Genomic DNA, 14,991 nt, shown 5'->3' on the forward strand with positions numbered 1-14,991 from the left:
CTCCTTTACGCGACAGCCAAAGTAGTTTCGGGGTCAAACCAGCGTCCCCGGCCTTCTTGCGGCGCCAGCGTAAGTACGTCACCAGGTTTCACGTTGAGCTCACTGTCCAAGACTGCGCGGAACTGGTGTCCGTCTACATCGCAAGTCACCAGCAAATGTGCGCCCAAAGGCTCAACAACCTTGGCTCGTGCTCCAAACCCCTGATCCGCAATGCTCAAATCTTCCGGGCGAATAGCCCATTTCAGATCCTTGCCATTTGCAGGACCGTCAAGGTTCTGCCCGGCAACTGTCCAGCGACCAGAGCCCGCAGCTTCTGCGGGGAGGAAATTCATAGGCGGATTGCCGATGAAACTGGCCACAAACTCGGCCGCTGGATCCCTGTACACCTCGATGGGAGAGGCTGCCTGAACAATTTTGCCCTGATGCATAACGCTGATCCGGTCGGCCATGGACATAGCTTCGACCTGATCGTGGGTCACATATATGGCGGTAGTCTTGCTTTCTGCCAGAACACCCTTCAGCTCCGCCCGCATCTCCATCCGCAACAATGCGTCAAGGTTCGATAACGGTTCATCCATCAGGATCACGTCCGGCTCCATTGCCAATGCACGGGCAACAGCGACTCGTTGACGTTGACCGCCTGACAATTCTCCCGAATAGCGCTTCAGAAGCTGCTCAATATGCATTAACCCTGCGGTGCGTTCGACCCGGCGTTTGACCTCATCATCCGGCAGTTTTTGCATCCGCAAACCAAAGCCGATGTTTTCAAACACTGTCAGGTGCGGAAACACCGCATAGTTCTGGAACACCATCGAGATGCCGCGATCCTTGGGTGACAGGTGATCCACCCGGCGGCCCCCGATCCAGATTTCGCCGGTCGTTGCTGTCTCAAGCCCTGCGATGATGCGCAGAAGCGTGGATTTACCGCAGCCCGATGCCCCCAGAAGGACCATGAATTCCTGATCTGCGATGGTCAGGTTAATGTCGTGCAGAGCCTGATAAGACCCAAAATTCTTGGCAACGTTTTTAATCTGTATTTCAGCCATAACAGTTTCCTTTCAGCCACCGTTCAGCGGTTGGCAATGCCCCACATGGCAAAGAGGTATTTGCGCACAGCGAAGATAAAGATCAGCGCAGGCACCACGAGGATGAAGCCGCCTGCAAATTTCAGGTGCAAAGGGGCCTCGCCCAGGGTTTGCAACAGGAATGCGGGCAACGTGCGGTTCTCGATGGTCAGCACGGCGGCCGCGAACACCTCGTTCCACGAAATGACGAAGGCGAAGATCGCCGAGGCCGTGATCCCAGGCAGTACCAGAGGCAAGATCACTTTGGTGAAGGCGGTCAGCCGTGTGCAGCCCAGCGTCCACGCTGCTTCCTCAAGCTCCAGTGGGATACCAGAGAAGAGCGAAAAGGTGATGAGCACCGCGAATGGGATCGCCAGGGTCGTGTGGACCAGCGCCAGACCGAAGGCCGTGTCATCCAGACCTGTGCGGATAAAGAGAACCGCAAGGGGTAGTGCCAGCAAGGGCAGCGGAAAGGCCCGGGTCAGCAGGATCAGCAGCCGGAACAGCTCTTTCCCACGGAAGTCGAACCGCGATAGGGCGTAGCCCGCGGGCGCTCCGATGGCGATGGACATCACCATCGTCATCAAAGCCACCACAACCGAGTTCCAGAGCGCTCTCAGCATCCCCTGGAACCCCATAAAGAATTCCAGGGATCCCATATTGAACTCCGGTATGAAGCTCTTGGGGAAACTGTTCACCGTATCCGGTGACGACATTGTGTTCACGAACAGCAGGTAAAGCGGTATGATCACCCAGGCACACAGCAAGATCACTCCTGCTCGGTAGAGCCCCCTTCCCGCCTTGCGGGTGTCAGGGGCTACAACGTCTGCTACAGCCGTCATATCGTAGCTCCTTTCGGGACGCGCAGAGCGCGCATGATGATCAGAGTGAAGACGATCGAGATAATCAGAACGATGATCGCCAGCGCTGCTGCTGCCCCACCATTTTGCAGGTCAAACTGATAGGCGTAAATTTCGCCCATTAGTACCGGGAAGATCGTGCCTCCAAGAGCAGCAACCACGGCGAAGACCTCGAAGGCCAGGATGACGCGCAGGACCAGGGCCGTTTGCAGCGACGGGCGCAAAAGCGGCAGGGTGATCCGGGTGAACTGTTTCCAGCGCGAGGCGCCAAACACATCCGCAGCCTCGTAGTATTCCTTGGGGATCAGGCCGATGCCCGCCACAAGGATCACAAGCATTATCGCTGTAGCGCGCCAAATCTCGGCCAACATGATCGCCAGGAACACAATCCAGGGAGTTTGATAGCTCAGCAAACTTACAGGTTGGTCGGTGACACCAAGCCCGACCATCATCGAGTTCAGAAAACCCGACTGCTCGAAGATCGCCAGCCAGATGATACCGGCTGCTAGATCAGAGATACCCAGCGGAATGGTCCAAATATACAGAACCAGATCGCGGCCCTTTTGCATCTTCGTGACCATCGTGGCCATCAGAAGTGACAGCGCCAACTGAATCGGCACCACGGCCGCGGCCAGAAGAAAGGTGTTCTTCATAGAAATCGGGAACTTCCAGTAGCTCACAACTTCGCGAAAGTTATCCAGTGAAAAGCCGTTCCCTGTTCCAAAAGCCTGCTGCGCAACCAGCGCAAACGGGTAGAGGAAAAACAGGCAGAGAAATAGCGTCACCGGGAGGATCAGAAAGTAAGGCAATAGCCGCGCTTCCATCGGACCGCTCCTTTGAGTTGGGATTTTGCTGGGGAACCGGGCCACCGCCTCGGTGGCCCGGCAGTCAGGGAAGGTCTTACTCGACCGGGCAAGCACCTTCCGAAGGTGCATCTGGTGCCCAGCAAGGCGCGCCAGTTTCGTTCATGATCTTTTCCAGCTGTTTCTTTTGATCTTCCAGAACCTGCTCAATAGGCTGACCAGCCAAAACAATGCGTTCGAACGAATCTACGTAAACACGATTGAAATCCCCACCCATGCTACCCAGACCTGCAGGCAGCAGGCCAGGATTAGCATCTGGTGAGCCGCTCATCTTGGCAACCGCTTCGCCGGCGGCTTTGACCGAAGGCGGCAGATCGTCTGGCAGTTCGACTTCAACCACAGGGAAGAAGTTTGTCGCTTTCAGGGTCGCGATCTGCGTTTCGGGTTGCATCAGATAAGTCAGCAATGCTTTGGCACCTTCAGCATCTGGCGCGGTCCGCGGTATGGCAACACCTGCCAGAACAGGCATGAAGCCGCGGCCGGTCGGACCAGCAGGCGCTGGGAAGGCGACGAAATCGTCGGGGCGCTCATTAAACGCCTGCGCAAGACGCGAGGTGTGGTCAAAGACAATCCAGGCATCGCCGTTCAACAGCTGCTCTTGCATGAATGAGAAGTTGGTCGATGCGGGGTTCGTATGGCTCCAAAGCTCTTTGAACTTCTCCCATGCAGTCACGGCCTCGGGCGATGCAAATGTCCGCACAACACCGTCAGTGTAGGACGGGTAGAGGTAGCCCTGGAAGAAGCGGTGTTTCAGGCCCTTGGGACCTGCAGGAAAGCCGAATTTCTTCTGTCCAGTTGCTTCTTCCACATTCGCCGCCCACGCGATCAACTGGTCATAGGTCAGTGCATTGATGTCCGCGCCTTCAGGCAGGTACTGCAGCGCCTCTGTGTTGGCGGCCATGATGTAGCTCGCTTGCATCCACGGCATGTAGTGCAGGCTGTCAGTTCCCAACTTGGCCAGATCATTGAAAGTGTCTGAGGCCGACATGACGCCAAGATCACTGAGATCCATTAGGTCATCAGGGTTCATCGCCGAGAAGTTGCCGTGCAAAGAACCCAGCAAGTCAATACTGCCCGAGCCCGCTTGTAGTTCAGCTTGCAAACGGGTCAGCCAAGGGCCATCTTCGTTCGGCTGGTAATCCACTCCGCCATCGAAGCCACCAAGAACCTCGGTCCGCATAGCCTGCGCTTCTTCGGCAGGCCGGGCCTGGGTCGACCAGAACAGAGTTTCAGCTTGCACGGCGACAGCGCCGACAAGCATGGCCACACCGGACACGGCTCCCGCTAGCTTCGAATGAATAGACATGTTTTCCTCCCTATGTCTGAGGCTGACAAAGAAACAGGCAACCTCTCTCCCTCGCCGACACCTTTGGGTCAGTCCGCGGGCGAATGCAGTTAATATGATATATCGTTGTATCTTGAGTCAAGTATGTTGCCGTCAAGTATTCGCCATAATTTACTTGTCATTTGCAAAATCACTTGCGATCTTATGCAAACGTTATACCTCAACAGTGACCCATGACGAAAAAACCCACCTTATCCAGCGTTGCCAAAGAAGCGGGCGTGTCGGTTCCAACCGTCAGCCAAGTTATGCGTGACACCGGCCGAATTTCAGAGAAGACACGTCAGAAAGTCCTGAGCGCAGCCAAGCGTCTGCGCTACGTCCCAAATCAAGCAGCAGCCACAATGCGTTCGGGTGACAATCGCGAAATCGGTTTCATCATTAACAAACTGGCCAACCCGTTTAACGCAGAAGTTGTCAGTGGCGCCGTCGACTTGCTCGAGACCGAAGGTTTCATGGTATCAATCCTCGATGCGCAAGGAGATCTTCAGCGCCAGGACCGCCTTCTGGAAGCCTGCATCAGATTCGGTCGCCGTGGTTTGATCTGGGTTCCGGCGCTCGACACAAGCGAAGTATCTATGGAGCTCCTGAATGCTCACGGTGTTCCCGCCGTGACATTCATGCGAAAAGTGTCACTGTCTCTTGACCATGTCGGTATACTCAACACCGAAGCTCTCGCACAAGCCACGCAGCACCTGATTGACTTGGGGCACAGGCACATCGCGTATTTGGGCGGCACCGAGCAATCGTCCGTTCGTGAGGAACGCATTGCTGGCTATCTTGACACTCTAAAGCAACTGGGTGCCGCGCAGCCAATTGTCTGGCCATGCGATGAAAACAAGCGCGCCGGTGTTGATGCCATTGCGGCACTCCGCCATCAACACCCCGAGGTGACGGGCGTTGTATGCAACGGAGACGTTGTGGCGCTTGGCGCATGCTTCGGCTTGATCCAGTCCGGTTTGAAACCAGGGCATGATTTTTCGGTAGTGGGTTTCGATGACATTGAAGATGCCGCCGTTTCAACTCCTGGCCTGACAACCTTGGCAGTTAACCCTAAGAAGTTGGGCGCAAGATTGGCCGAGATCCTTCTGGACCGAATGCGAACACCAGATCTCCCGATTCGACATGTTGAGTATTCTGCGACCCTGAAAGTTCGGGGAACATCAGGAGTCGCGCCTGATCACTAAGTCGTTCCGGCTCAGAAATTGCCCATGTCTCTGGTCACAACAAATCTCTGATCTTTGCGTGTCTAGAACAAAGAGCTATTTTGCTTTTTGGCAAGTCGGAAACTTGGAAACTAAACATCGTTTGCCCCAAAAACATCGAACAGCGTTATGTCGGATGGAAACAAGAAAAAACACTCGAGAAAGGTTGGCCTAAGGGTAACAACCCTTGCAGACCGCCTCTGTCGCAAGGTTTTAGGGCGGTCAAATGAATTTGTGATTACTTCAGGTTCAGATTACCAACCCGGAGAGTTGACAAAACGCACAGATTCCATGCGACAATTGGCCCTTGCGGATCATGTGCGCCACTTCGATGCCTGCCAGATCCGCCGCCGCAGCGAAGGCCTTGAACCCCAGCATTGGCCGAGTGCGCCTCTTGATGAAACGGTGGTCCTGTTCGACGATGTTACTCAGGTATTTCCTGCTCACCATCTCTATTGGTATCGGGCAATCGAAGCTCTTCAGCATTTGTTGATCGCTTCGAGGCCCGCGGTGTCGGCGCCGCTCTTGTCGATCACACGCTTCCTCGCCAAACTATTGGTTTCAAACATCCGGGCGAAAGACTTCGTGGCGGCCAGTTTGTTTCGGCGTTGGGAGAGCATGAAATCAAGTGTCCTGCCATAGTTCTTGACTGCTCGATAGAGATAGACCCGCGCCCCTTTCACTCGGATGTAAGTTTCATCCATTCTCCGGGAGCGATCGCATGGTCGTTTGCGGCGGCGCGCTGCTTCTGCAATCGCGCCGGAATACCGTATGACCCATCGGTTCAGTGTGGTGCGATCAACAGAGACGCCTCGATCGTGCATGATTTCTTCCCGATCCCGGTATGACACTCCGTATCGGACATAGAAGAACACTGAGACCGGGGAAGCGCCCTTTGGATACTGAGCACCTTTGAAAGAGATCATGAACTGGCTTTCGACTTGATAATTCCAAAAGTCACCCACCCGCTGATGGCGCGAGCGCTAATGGTCAAATGTTTGCAACAGATCCAGCTCAGAGGTATTCTGATCGAGTTCTCGAGTTCACTGTACTCCGCAACAAAATATCGGCCGCTCTGACTGGTCTCAAATAATTTGTAGCAGACGATAGCGGGATCTCAGACTTGATGGCGACTGTGCGCAACGCTCTGAGCCGCAAAACGGACGCTAAAGTACTCAGCGAATTACTGTATGAAATATCTGTGGAAATCTCGGGGATTACGTAAACCAATACATTAGATTTGAGTGACAATGACACTGAAAGTGAGGGGCACAAAGAGGACTCTTTGAGTCCGGGAGTTAAAGAAGAACAACTTTCTCAGATTCAGGTCTTTGCTGATCAGATGGGAGGTAGTTTTCCACGTTTATGCTCTGAACTTCGCTTTGCACGGGATCAGGTTTTACCCTTCGCAGACAACATGTTTCCGGCTCCAATTTCCTGCATGTGGTGAGCGGCTTGATAGACGCGCGAAGCTATAGGAGGGCAGGGAGCCTAAACGATCACTATCTCCGTTCGGAAGGCGTTATTTTCAGCTTAAGGGGGAAAACTGACCGTCGCCGCATATGCGCCCTGACCCTGAACGCTCCAGCGAAGCTGACATTCAAAAAAACATCGCAGTTCATATATTAAGCCCAAGTTATGCCAGATAGCGTCAAACCGACATTGAAGGTTGGGGTCAGGTAGAATTGCGTGATACAGCTTAAGCAAACACCTGGCCGCCTGAACGGAATACATTGAGCCAGTCAGTAAACTCTTCATTCTCACGAGGCTTGAATTCAGCCCCCAGCGGCGCTCGCCAGCCGAGAGTGGTGATGTGGGAAAAGATCTCGGCATAGTTCAGTTCGCCACGATCTGGTGCGCCTCGGTCAGGAACCGACGCAAATTGGATGTGGCCGATCAGCGGCAGCAACTCACTCAGGCGTGTCATGATATCGCCTTCGGTCCGGCCGACATGGTAGCAGTCGAACATCAGACGCAGGCTGGGCGCTCCGACGGTTTCAATGATCGCACGCGCCTGGTCAGTGGTCTGCAGGAAGTATCCCGGGGCATCATGTCTGTTCAGAGGTTCGATCAGGATCGTGCGATCTGTCTGGGATGTCGCATATTTCAGGTTCTCCTCAAACGTAGTGCGCGCCTTTGGACCAGCTCCAAAACCAGCCATGACGTGAATTGCACCTGCGTCCACCGTATCGGCGTAGCGAACTGCCTGATCAATGGCGGCACGCGCCTCGACCTCGCGGCCTGTCAACGCCGCAAGGCCGTTTTCACCCGGATTGCCGCGGATTGTGTTTAGGCCCAGCATCGGCAGGCCGGTTTGGTCGAGCGCCGCCTTCACCTGTTCTGCGGGGGTCTCGTAAGGCCAATGGCATTCCACCGCGTCAAACCCGGCGGCCTTCGCGGCGCGAATGGCGTCCGGCAAAGGCCGGTCGACCCAAAGAAATCCCAGATTGGCCGAAAACGCGGTCATACATCCCACTCCACATCAAACTTAGTCACAACTTGCGAAATCTGCTCGGAGGACAGTGCGCGCACCGGAAGTCCACGCATCATCAGCGCAAGACGCGCCGTCGCCTCAAGTTCTTCGATGGCGTTGCAGGCCGCCTCGACCGATTTTCCCGCGACCACTGGGCCGTGGTTGGCAAGCATCACGGCCGCACGCTTTCCGGCGAGACCACGGACCGCCTCGCCCATCCCAGGATCGCCCGGGACGAAGAACGGCAAAAGCTTGACGCGCCCCAACTGCATGATCGCATAGGGTGTGAGCGGCGGCAGGAAGCTGTCTTCATCGACGTCCGGAAAAAGCGACAGCGCAACGGAATGGCAGGAATGCAAATGAACGACTGCCCCAGCGGTGTTGCGTGTGTCGTAGAACGCTGTGTGAAGCGGCATTTCCTTGGTGGGGGGGGCGCCATCTATCAGGCGACCATTGGCATCGAACCGGCTGAGACGCTCAGGATCAAGCCGACCAAAGCTCGTGCCTGTTGGCGACACGAGAAGGCCGCCGTCCTCAGTGCGCGATGAGATGTTCCCGGTGGAGCCGTGCGTGAGACCACGGTCAAACAGCGACGCCGCCAGCCGACACATTTCGTCGCGTAGCTTGGTATCGCTCATGGTCCAAGAACTCCTGCGGCTTTACTAAAGAAATCCTCTGTGCCGAAATTCCCGGATTTGAGGGCAACGGCAAGATTGGGGCCCGCACGCAAGGCCGGTACGCCTGGGTCGATCTCTGGCCCAATGGTCAGGTCTTCAATCTGCAGCGCTTCGACGACGGAACCCGAGGTTTCTCCGCCCGCAACAATGATCCGAGTCACCCCCGCCGCGACAGCGCACTGCGCTAGATCAGCGAAGAAGTTTTCGATCGCATTCGCCGCTTCCTCGCGGCCAAAACGGTCCTGGACCGCCCGGACCACGTCTGGGTCAGCAGAACTATATAAAAGCGGAAGACCGCCCGCGCCCAACGCCCATTCCAGCATGCCAGCGGGTGTGATGCGGGCTTCGATTACATCTTCGGCCAGAATTTCGCGGGCCGGGTGAGATGTGACATGTCGGGCCACCTGGGCGCGCGTCGCCTTTGAACAAGACCCCGACAGCACAAGCAGGGGACCCGTCTGGCCCTGCCAATCTGGCGTGCAGGGTGAACAGCCGAAGTTCCGAGGCAGACCAAGGGCGACACCTGACCCACCAGTGATGAGCTTGAGGTCTTGCGCGGCGGCTCCGATTTCCATCAGGTCTTCGTCGCGGATCGCATCGACAACAATGTGCCGTTTGCCCGCTGCGTGTTCCGCGTCAAGCGCGCCTTTCATAGCGTCAGCACCGTCGAAGACGACCTGCGCGGGCACATGCCCAACCGGAAACGTGCTTTGCATTGCCAACCAACGGCGCAGGTCGGCGTCGGTCATCGGCGTCAACGGGTGATTTTCCATGCCCGATTCATTCAGAAGTCGGTCGTTCACAAACAGACAGCCCTGAAACACCGACCGCCCCGTGCCGGGAAAGGCAGGACAGACAATGACGCGATCCGCCCCAAGTGCCTCGGCTAGCGCGTCGGCCACAGGTCCGATATTCCCTGCTGGCGTTGAATCGAAAGTCGAGCAGTACTTGAAGAAGAATTGCGAGCAGCCCTGCGCGCGCAGCCATTCAAGCGCCCTGAGCGACTGTGCCACCGCCTCTACCGGATCGATCGAACGGGACTTCAGAGACACGACGCCCGCTTCCACACCGGCATCGGCATCGCGGGACGGGATGCCGGAATATTGCACCACGCGCATGCCCTGCTTTGCGAGGGTGTTGGCAAGGTCACTGGACCCGGTGAAATCGTCGCCTATGCATCCAAGCTTCATGATTCTGTCCCTGGCAGGGTGAGGCCGGCTTGCGCAGCGTAGACCTTGGCGACCGCTGCGTCGTCTTCGCCGCCCAACCCCATTTCTACGGCCTCTCTATAACGCGCAAGTGCCGTTTCAGTGATGTGGGCATCAAAGCCCGCTGCCTGCGCTGCCTCCAGCACAATGCCCAGATCCTTCGGCCAGATGTTCACCTGGCTGTGCGGTGTGTAGTCGCCCGATATGACATGTGGCGCGCGATTTTCCAGCATCCAAGACGTCCCGGCGCATTTGCTGATCACCTCTAGGACGGTGTTTGGATGAATCCCCTGGGTCATGCCAAAGGTCACCGCCTCGGCCATGGTGGCGATGTGCACACCCGCAAGTAACTGATTTACGGCCTTCATCGCCGACCCGGCGCCTGCTGTGTCACCCAGCCTAAATACGGTCTCTGCGGTTGCCTCCAAAATGGGCTCGGCTGCCGCAAAGGCGGATGCAGACCCAGAGGCCATGATGCCAAGCTGACCTATCGCGGCCTTGACCGAGCCACCCGATATCGGCGCATCGAGATAGTGGATGCCCCGTTCTGCGCAGCGTCGCTCCATCTCTTTGGCGAATTCTGGCGGCACTGTTGCACAGGCCTTCACCACCGCGCCCTGGTGCAAATGCGCAACCGCACCATCGTCGCCGAATAAGACATGCTCGACCTGCGCCGCATTCAGGACAACCACGACGACCGCATCAAGCGACGATGCAACTTCGGCAAAGGTGCCAGTCGTGCCACCCTCTTCGACGAAGCGCGCGACCCGGTCGGGGATCAAATCGAAACCATGCACATTCATTCCTGCCTTCAGGCAAGACTGCGCCATGCCGTACCCCATGGAACCAAGCCCGAAGACGGCGATGTTCATGCTCATGATGCGCTCCTTTCGCGGTCTTTCAGAATGTGGGCGGCGTCGCGTCGACCGCTCTCCACTCGGTAAACTTTGTCCGAAGACGTGATGAACATCGTCTGGCCGGCCGCGCCGCCAATACAGATGTTTGATGTCTGCTGTGGCAGGACAATTTTTCCGATCAAAGCCCCTTCCGGCGATAAGCAGTGAATGCCGTCCAGCGCCGAAGTCCAGACATACCCTTCGTGATCCACTCGGAATCCATCCGGCACGCCGGGGGCAACAACGGCAAAGACACGAGGGTTAGAGAGCGTCATCCCGTTTACATCGAAAATCCGAATATGATGCGGCAGGTCGTAGTCGATGCCGGGAAAGCTCGCCCCCCGGATCGCACCGGAATCGGCGACATAAAGGCGGCTTTCATCGGGGGAGAACGCCAAGCCGTTGGGTTTGTCGAAATCCGTCGCCACCGCATGCAGTGCCCCGTCCGGCTTGGTGCAGAAGACGTAGCAGCCTGCAAGTTCGCTCTCTGCCGGGTAGCCTTCGACATCGGAATTGATGCCGTAGGGCGGATCGGTAAACCAGACACTGCCATCCGACCGCACGACCACATCGTTGGGTGAGTTGAGCCGTTTGCCATTGAAACTGTCCGCAACGACCTCAACCGCTTCGGGGTCATGGGGGTCAAGTCTGCGGATCACCCTGCGCCCGCCATGTTCGCAGGACACTATCCGGCCTTCGACATCCAGCGTATTGCCATTGGCAAACTCGCTTTGTGCCAGCGCGACTGATGCGCCTGCCTTTTCCGTCCAGCGCATCATCCGTTTGTTTGGAATGTCGTTGAAGTAAAGCGCGTCGTCCAGCCAGACCGGACCTTCCGTCCAGATACAGCCGTCGACGATCTGCTCGGGTGCGCGTTCTGTATCGACGAAATCGTCAAAGCGCTGGTCGACGGTGATGAAACGGGGTTCTGTCATGTTGGCGCTCCTTTTCGTAAAGTCTGAAACAAGAGCATCACCAAGATGATGACCCCAAAAATGATGTTGCGCCAGGCATCCCCGATCTGCATCACCGACAGGATGGATGTCAGCAGCGTAATAAAAAGCGCCCCGCCAATCGTGCCAAAAAGCCCACCGCGACCACCCAAGATCGATGTGCCGCCGATCACGACCGCGGCAATCGTTGGTAAGAGAAACGGATCGCCCATGCTCTGATACGCTTGGTTGGCATAGCCCGCCAGCATGACGCCACCAAGAGCCGAACACATGCCCGCGATCGCGAAGGCTGCAAAGAGCACCGAAGGTGTGGCCACACCCGACAGGAACGTTGCCTTCTCGTTATAGCCGATAGAGCGCAGATAACGCCCGAATGGCGTGCGCGTCAAAAGCCAAGTCAGCGCGAGTGATATCACGATCCAGATCAGAAAGCTGACGGGCAACCCAAGTAGATCACCCGAAGCCATAGTGATCATCAGTTCGCTCGATTCACCCCTCGGGTTGAAACCGCCGGTGTTCAGAACTGCCAACCCCAGCAGCATCGAATTCATCGCCAGAGTCCAGACCATCGACGGAATGCGCAGGATCGCCACACCCGCCGCATTGATCATCCCGATCAGCGCGCCAAAGGCAAGGGCTGCCGGAACCGCGAGCGCTCCAAGCACTGGGTTACCGGAGCCGACGAACGCTGTCGAAAGGATCGCAGCACCCGTAAGTACCCACGGCACCGAGAGGTCGATGTGACCCAGCAGAATGACGATCGTCGCACCTGTGGCGAGCAGCCCCAAAAAGGCGGCGATCTGCAACTGTTGGGTCAGGTAGTCCACGCTTAGCACCTGCGGGAAAAACGCGCTCCCTGTAAAAATCAGAATGAAAACGCCGATGTAGGGCATCAAGCTGTCGACAGAGACACGACGCAGCATCAGGAAAACGCCTCCAACTTGTTTCGCGCGCGCAGCACGTCAGCACCGCCTATGGCGATGGCAGCGGCAAGGATCAGGCCCTCGAAGAGGGGCTGCGCAAGCGACGGGATACCCGAGAAAAACATTAGCGACGCGATTGTCTTCAAAATAAAAGCGCCCGCCAAAGCCCCGATCAGTGAACCAACCCCGCCGCGCAGAAGCACACCACCAAGAACCACCGCTGCGATGGAATTCAGGGTAAAGCCCGGCGCGATACCGGCATCCCCCGTGGTGGTAACGAAGCTGTAGTAGAGACCTGCAAGTCCTCCAAAGGTTCCCGCCAGTGTGAAAGCCGCAAGACGAATGAGTTTTGTATTGATGCCCGACTGAAAGGCAGCTTGCTCAGACGATCCAACCGCATATAGGCTGAGACCAAGCCCCGTGCGTCGAAACGGCAGCCAGAAACCCAGGATCGCAACGCCAGTGATGATGAGCGAAGTAGGGATGCCAAGCACCTCCAGCGTGAGCGCATCAGCAAGGTCGTAGTTGATCGCACCACCCGGTGTTGGTCGCAGCAAAAGTGCTACGCCAACGAAAACGGAAGCCGTGGCAAGGGTCACGACAATCGGCTGAATGCGGCCATAGACAATGATCACTCCGTTGAGCAACCCGCACAGGGCCCCGGCAGCGACGACTGCCACCATCCCTGCCGCAATACCCAGCGCTGAGCCGTCCAGCAGATAAGAAGCGAGGCAGTTGGTCAGCGCCATGACAGCACCCACCGAGAGGTCGATCCCCCGGACAACAACGGCAAAGAACTGCGCGCAGGCGGCAAGTCCTAGGATCAGGCATTGGTTGACCCAGATTGTAATCACGTAGGTTGATGCACCGCGCGGGTGCGTGCCAATATAGGCCGCCAGAAGGACGATAAGCACCACGCCCGCAATCACCTCGCGGCGGTTCGATCTCATATAATCAAGCATCGGCGGCGCGCGGTTGCTGTGTGACATTCAGTGTCGCTGCGATGATGTTCTGTGGGGTCAGATCATCGCCGCTGAATGACGCGACGACTTCACCGTCGAAGAAGACGTGCGTTTCATCGCAAAGCTGGATCAGTTCCTCGTAGTCGGTGCTGAGCAGCAGGATTGCCGTACCCTGATCGGCCAGTTGACGAAGAATAGAGTAGATCTGTGTCTTAGTCTTGACGTCGATCCCGCGGGTCGGGTCGGCCAGCAACAGACACCGAGGTTTAATCGCCAGCCACTTCGACAAAACGACTTTTTGCTGATTGCCCCCCGAAAGCGACGACACAGGCAGGCCAAGCCCCCCATGCTTGAGCGCAAGCTGACCGATCGATCCCGAGTAAAGCGACTCATCGGCGGCATCAAGGTCAGCGCGACCGAGGGCCGCCAGTTCCAGATTTTCGCGGATGCTCTGATCGAGGATCAGGCCTTCAGTCTTACGATCCTCTGGGATGTAGGCAAGCGCGATATCCTTCTGCTTGGCGGTTTTCGGGTCTTTGATCCTAGCCATGTGGCCCGAGATCGCGGTTTCTCCCGTGGTCTTTCGCAAAAGACCAAAAAGCCCCATCAGAAACGCCCCCTGTCCCTGACCGTCAAGCCCACCGAGGCCGACAATCTGTCCACGGCGAACTACGAGACTGACGTTCTGGACCCGACCTTCCCAGTTAAAGTCGCGGATATCGAGGACGATGCCCGCGTCATCGTCGGTTGGCGGTTTATCAGGAAAGAGCTCTTCGATCTTCTGGCCGACCATCATGTCGATGATCTCACCATAGTCGTGGTCGCCCTTCTCAAAGGTTTCGACCCGCCGACCGTTGCGAAAGACGGAAATACGGTCCGCCAGCGCTTCGATCTCGTGAAAACGGTGCGAAATAAAGAGTACAGCCGTGCCGCCGTCGCGCTCCTCGCGCACGAGGTCAAACACGCGTTCGACGACCGAGGCGCCGAGCGCGGATGTCGCCTCATCCAGGATCAGCAGCCTTGGCTTTTTCATCAGCGCCTTGGCAATCTCGACCTGTTGACGTTGTGGAAGCGTCAGATCAGCCACCCGCACACCCATGCGGATGTCCGCTCCACCAATGCGTTCAATGACGGTGCGCGCCGTATCAAAGCCGGTTCCGCGCAGCCATCCAATTCCGGCACCGGGCGCGCCGAGAAGAAGGTTTTCCCGTACCGTAAGGTCAGGCACCAGCGACAGCTCTTGAAACATACAGACCAACCCGTGCTGCAATGCATCCTGCGGTGATGTTAGCTTTACATCCTGACCATCCAGGCAAATTTGGCCTTGGGTCGGTTGCAATGCCCCCGCGATGAGCTTCATCAGCGTTGATTTTCCGGCGCCGTTCTCGCCAAGGACCGCATGCACTTCGCCGGAATTGCAAATGAAATCGACATCATCAAGGGCCTTGGTGGCCCCGAAGTGCTTGGAAACTTTCCGCATCTCTAAAAGAGGCGGGTTGAGTTCAGACATATCGTTAACCCGGAAAATTGCGACGGCGCACCTTGATTTGCGCGCCGCCTTTGTG

The 14,991-nt window shown here is 56.8% G+C and carries 13 protein-coding genes and 1 pseudogene; 1 reads left to right on the top strand and 13 read right to left on the bottom strand.

The features are described from left to right. Window positions 1-5: 5 nt before the first annotated feature. The 4 genes from ACR0BU_RS10695 to ACR0BU_RS10710 form a co-directional block, all read right to left on the bottom strand. Window positions 6-1,046 carry an ABC transporter ATP-binding protein gene (locus ACR0BU_RS10695; RefSeq protein ID WP_480737257.1) on the bottom strand — a complete coding sequence of 347 codons (1,041 nt, stop codon included), beginning with the start codon at window positions 1,044-1,046 and terminating at the stop codon, window positions 6-8. A 23-nt stretch (window positions 1,047-1,069) separates the two neighbouring features. Next, entirely contained in the window at window positions 1,070-1,906 is an 837-nt protein-coding gene (locus ACR0BU_RS10700) for a carbohydrate ABC transporter permease (protein WP_170411550.1), read from the bottom strand. Further along, window positions 1,903-2,748, bottom strand: a complete 846-nt coding sequence (locus ACR0BU_RS10705; protein WP_299079430.1) for a carbohydrate ABC transporter permease — start codon at window positions 2,746-2,748, stop codon at window positions 1,903-1,905. The genes ACR0BU_RS10700 and ACR0BU_RS10705 overlap by 4 nt, the downstream gene beginning before the upstream one ends. A 76-nt stretch (window positions 2,749-2,824) precedes the next feature. After that, window positions 2,825-4,093 (bottom strand): ABC transporter substrate-binding protein, encoded by a 1,269-nt coding sequence (locus tag ACR0BU_RS10710; protein WP_480737259.1) that lies wholly within the window; start codon window positions 4,091-4,093, stop codon window positions 2,825-2,827. A gap of 212 nt (window positions 4,094-4,305) precedes the next feature. Between ACR0BU_RS10710 and ACR0BU_RS10715 the strand changes: the two genes are divergently transcribed. Continuing rightward, complete coding sequence (locus ACR0BU_RS10715; protein ID WP_298934123.1) at window positions 4,306-5,316, top strand: LacI family DNA-binding transcriptional regulator; 1,011 nt, start codon at window positions 4,306-4,308, stop codon at window positions 5,314-5,316. A gap of 267 nt (window positions 5,317-5,583) precedes the next feature. Here ACR0BU_RS10715 and ACR0BU_RS10720 read toward each other — a convergent pair. The 9 genes and pseudogenes from ACR0BU_RS10720 to ACR0BU_RS10760 all read right to left on the bottom strand — a co-directional run bounded on the left by ACR0BU_RS10720 (window position 5,584) and on the right by ACR0BU_RS10760 (window position 14,936). Continuing rightward, a pseudogene (locus tag ACR0BU_RS10720) lies at window positions 5,584-6,260 on the bottom strand (IS6 family transposase). Between the two features lie 773 nt (window positions 6,261-7,033). Then, the gene (locus ACR0BU_RS10725; protein WP_480737260.1) at window positions 7,034-7,801 is read right to left on the bottom strand and encodes a hydroxypyruvate isomerase family protein; all 768 of its coding nucleotides are present in this window, start codon (window positions 7,799-7,801) and stop codon (window positions 7,034-7,036) included. Further along, entirely contained in the window at window positions 7,798-8,445 is a 648-nt protein-coding gene (gene otnC, locus ACR0BU_RS10730) for a 3-oxo-tetronate 4-phosphate decarboxylase (protein ID WP_480737262.1), read from the bottom strand. The genes ACR0BU_RS10725 and otnC overlap by 4 nt, the downstream gene beginning before the upstream one ends. Next, a complete protein-coding gene (otnK, locus tag ACR0BU_RS10735; protein ID WP_480737263.1) occupies window positions 8,442-9,674 on the bottom strand; it encodes a 3-oxo-tetronate kinase in 1,233 nt (410 codons plus the stop codon). Before otnK ends, otnC begins: the two co-directional genes overlap by 4 nt. Beyond that, on the bottom strand, window positions 9,671-10,570 hold the full coding sequence (gene ltnD, locus ACR0BU_RS10740) for an L-threonate dehydrogenase (protein WP_480737265.1): 900 nt from the start codon (window positions 10,568-10,570) through the stop codon (window positions 9,671-9,673). The genes otnK and ltnD overlap by 4 nt, the downstream gene beginning before the upstream one ends. After that, window positions 10,567-11,523 (bottom strand): SMP-30/gluconolactonase/LRE family protein, encoded by a 957-nt coding sequence (locus ACR0BU_RS10745; RefSeq protein ID WP_480737266.1) that lies wholly within the window; start codon window positions 11,521-11,523, stop codon window positions 10,567-10,569. Before ACR0BU_RS10745 ends, ltnD begins: the two co-directional genes overlap by 4 nt. Then, window positions 11,520-12,464: an ABC transporter permease gene (locus ACR0BU_RS10750; RefSeq protein ID WP_480737267.1), complete on the bottom strand. Its 945-nt coding sequence runs from the start codon at window positions 12,462-12,464 to the stop codon at window positions 11,520-11,522. The genes ACR0BU_RS10745 and ACR0BU_RS10750 overlap by 4 nt, the downstream gene beginning before the upstream one ends. Then, entirely contained in the window at window positions 12,464-13,426 is a 963-nt protein-coding gene (locus tag ACR0BU_RS10755) for an ABC transporter permease (RefSeq protein WP_480737268.1), read from the bottom strand. Before ACR0BU_RS10755 ends, ACR0BU_RS10750 begins: the two co-directional genes overlap by 1 nt. Next, the gene (locus ACR0BU_RS10760) at window positions 13,419-14,936 is read right to left on the bottom strand and encodes a sugar ABC transporter ATP-binding protein (protein ID WP_480737269.1); all 1,518 of its coding nucleotides are present in this window, start codon (window positions 14,934-14,936) and stop codon (window positions 13,419-13,421) included. The genes ACR0BU_RS10755 and ACR0BU_RS10760 overlap by 8 nt, the downstream gene beginning before the upstream one ends. Between the last annotated feature and the right edge of the window lie 55 nt (window positions 14,937-14,991).

Source organism: Ruegeria sp. CK2, assembly GCF_056536585.1.

Bases quoted from the DNA above. Each gene is read 5' to 3' on its own strand.
- otnC (WP_480737262.1), bottom strand. From the start codon at position 8,445: ATGAGCGATACCAAGCTACGCGACGAAATGTGTCGGCTGGCGGCGTCG.
- ACR0BU_RS10695 (WP_480737257.1), bottom strand. From the start codon at position 1,046: ATGGCTGAAATACAGATTAAAAACGTTGCCAAGAATTTTGGGTCTTAT.
- ACR0BU_RS10755 (WP_480737268.1), bottom strand. From the start codon at position 13,426: ATGCTTGATTATATGAGATCGAACCGCCGCGAGGTGATTGCGGGCGTG.
- ACR0BU_RS10700 (WP_170411550.1), bottom strand. From the start codon at position 1,906: ATGACGGCTGTAGCAGACGTTGTAGCCCCTGACACCCGCAAGGCGGGA.
- otnK (WP_480737263.1), bottom strand. From the start codon at position 9,674: ATGAAGCTTGGATGCATAGGCGACGATTTCACCGGGTCCAGTGACCTT.
- ACR0BU_RS10725 (WP_480737260.1), bottom strand. From the start codon at position 7,801: ATGACCGCGTTTTCGGCCAATCTGGGATTTCTTTGGGTCGACCGGCCT.
- ACR0BU_RS10760 (WP_480737269.1), bottom strand. From the start codon at position 14,936: ATGTCTGAACTCAACCCGCCTCTTTTAGAGATGCGGAAAGTTTCCAAG.
- ACR0BU_RS10750 (WP_480737267.1), bottom strand. From the start codon at position 12,464: ATGCTGCGTCGTGTCTCTGTCGACAGCTTGATGCCCTACATCGGCGTT.
- ltnD (WP_480737265.1), bottom strand. From the start codon at position 10,570: ATGAGCATGAACATCGCCGTCTTCGGGCTTGGTTCCATGGGGTACGGC.
- ACR0BU_RS10705 (WP_299079430.1), bottom strand. From the start codon at position 2,748: ATGGAAGCGCGGCTATTGCCTTACTTTCTGATCCTCCCGGTGACGCTA.
- ACR0BU_RS10710 (WP_480737259.1), bottom strand. From the start codon at position 4,093: ATGTCTATTCATTCGAAGCTAGCGGGAGCCGTGTCCGGTGTGGCCATG.
- ACR0BU_RS10715 (WP_298934123.1), top strand. From the start codon at position 4,306: ATGACGAAAAAACCCACCTTATCCAGCGTTGCCAAAGAAGCGGGCGTG.
- ACR0BU_RS10745 (WP_480737266.1), bottom strand. From the start codon at position 11,523: ATGACAGAACCCCGTTTCATCACCGTCGACCAGCGCTTTGACGATTTC.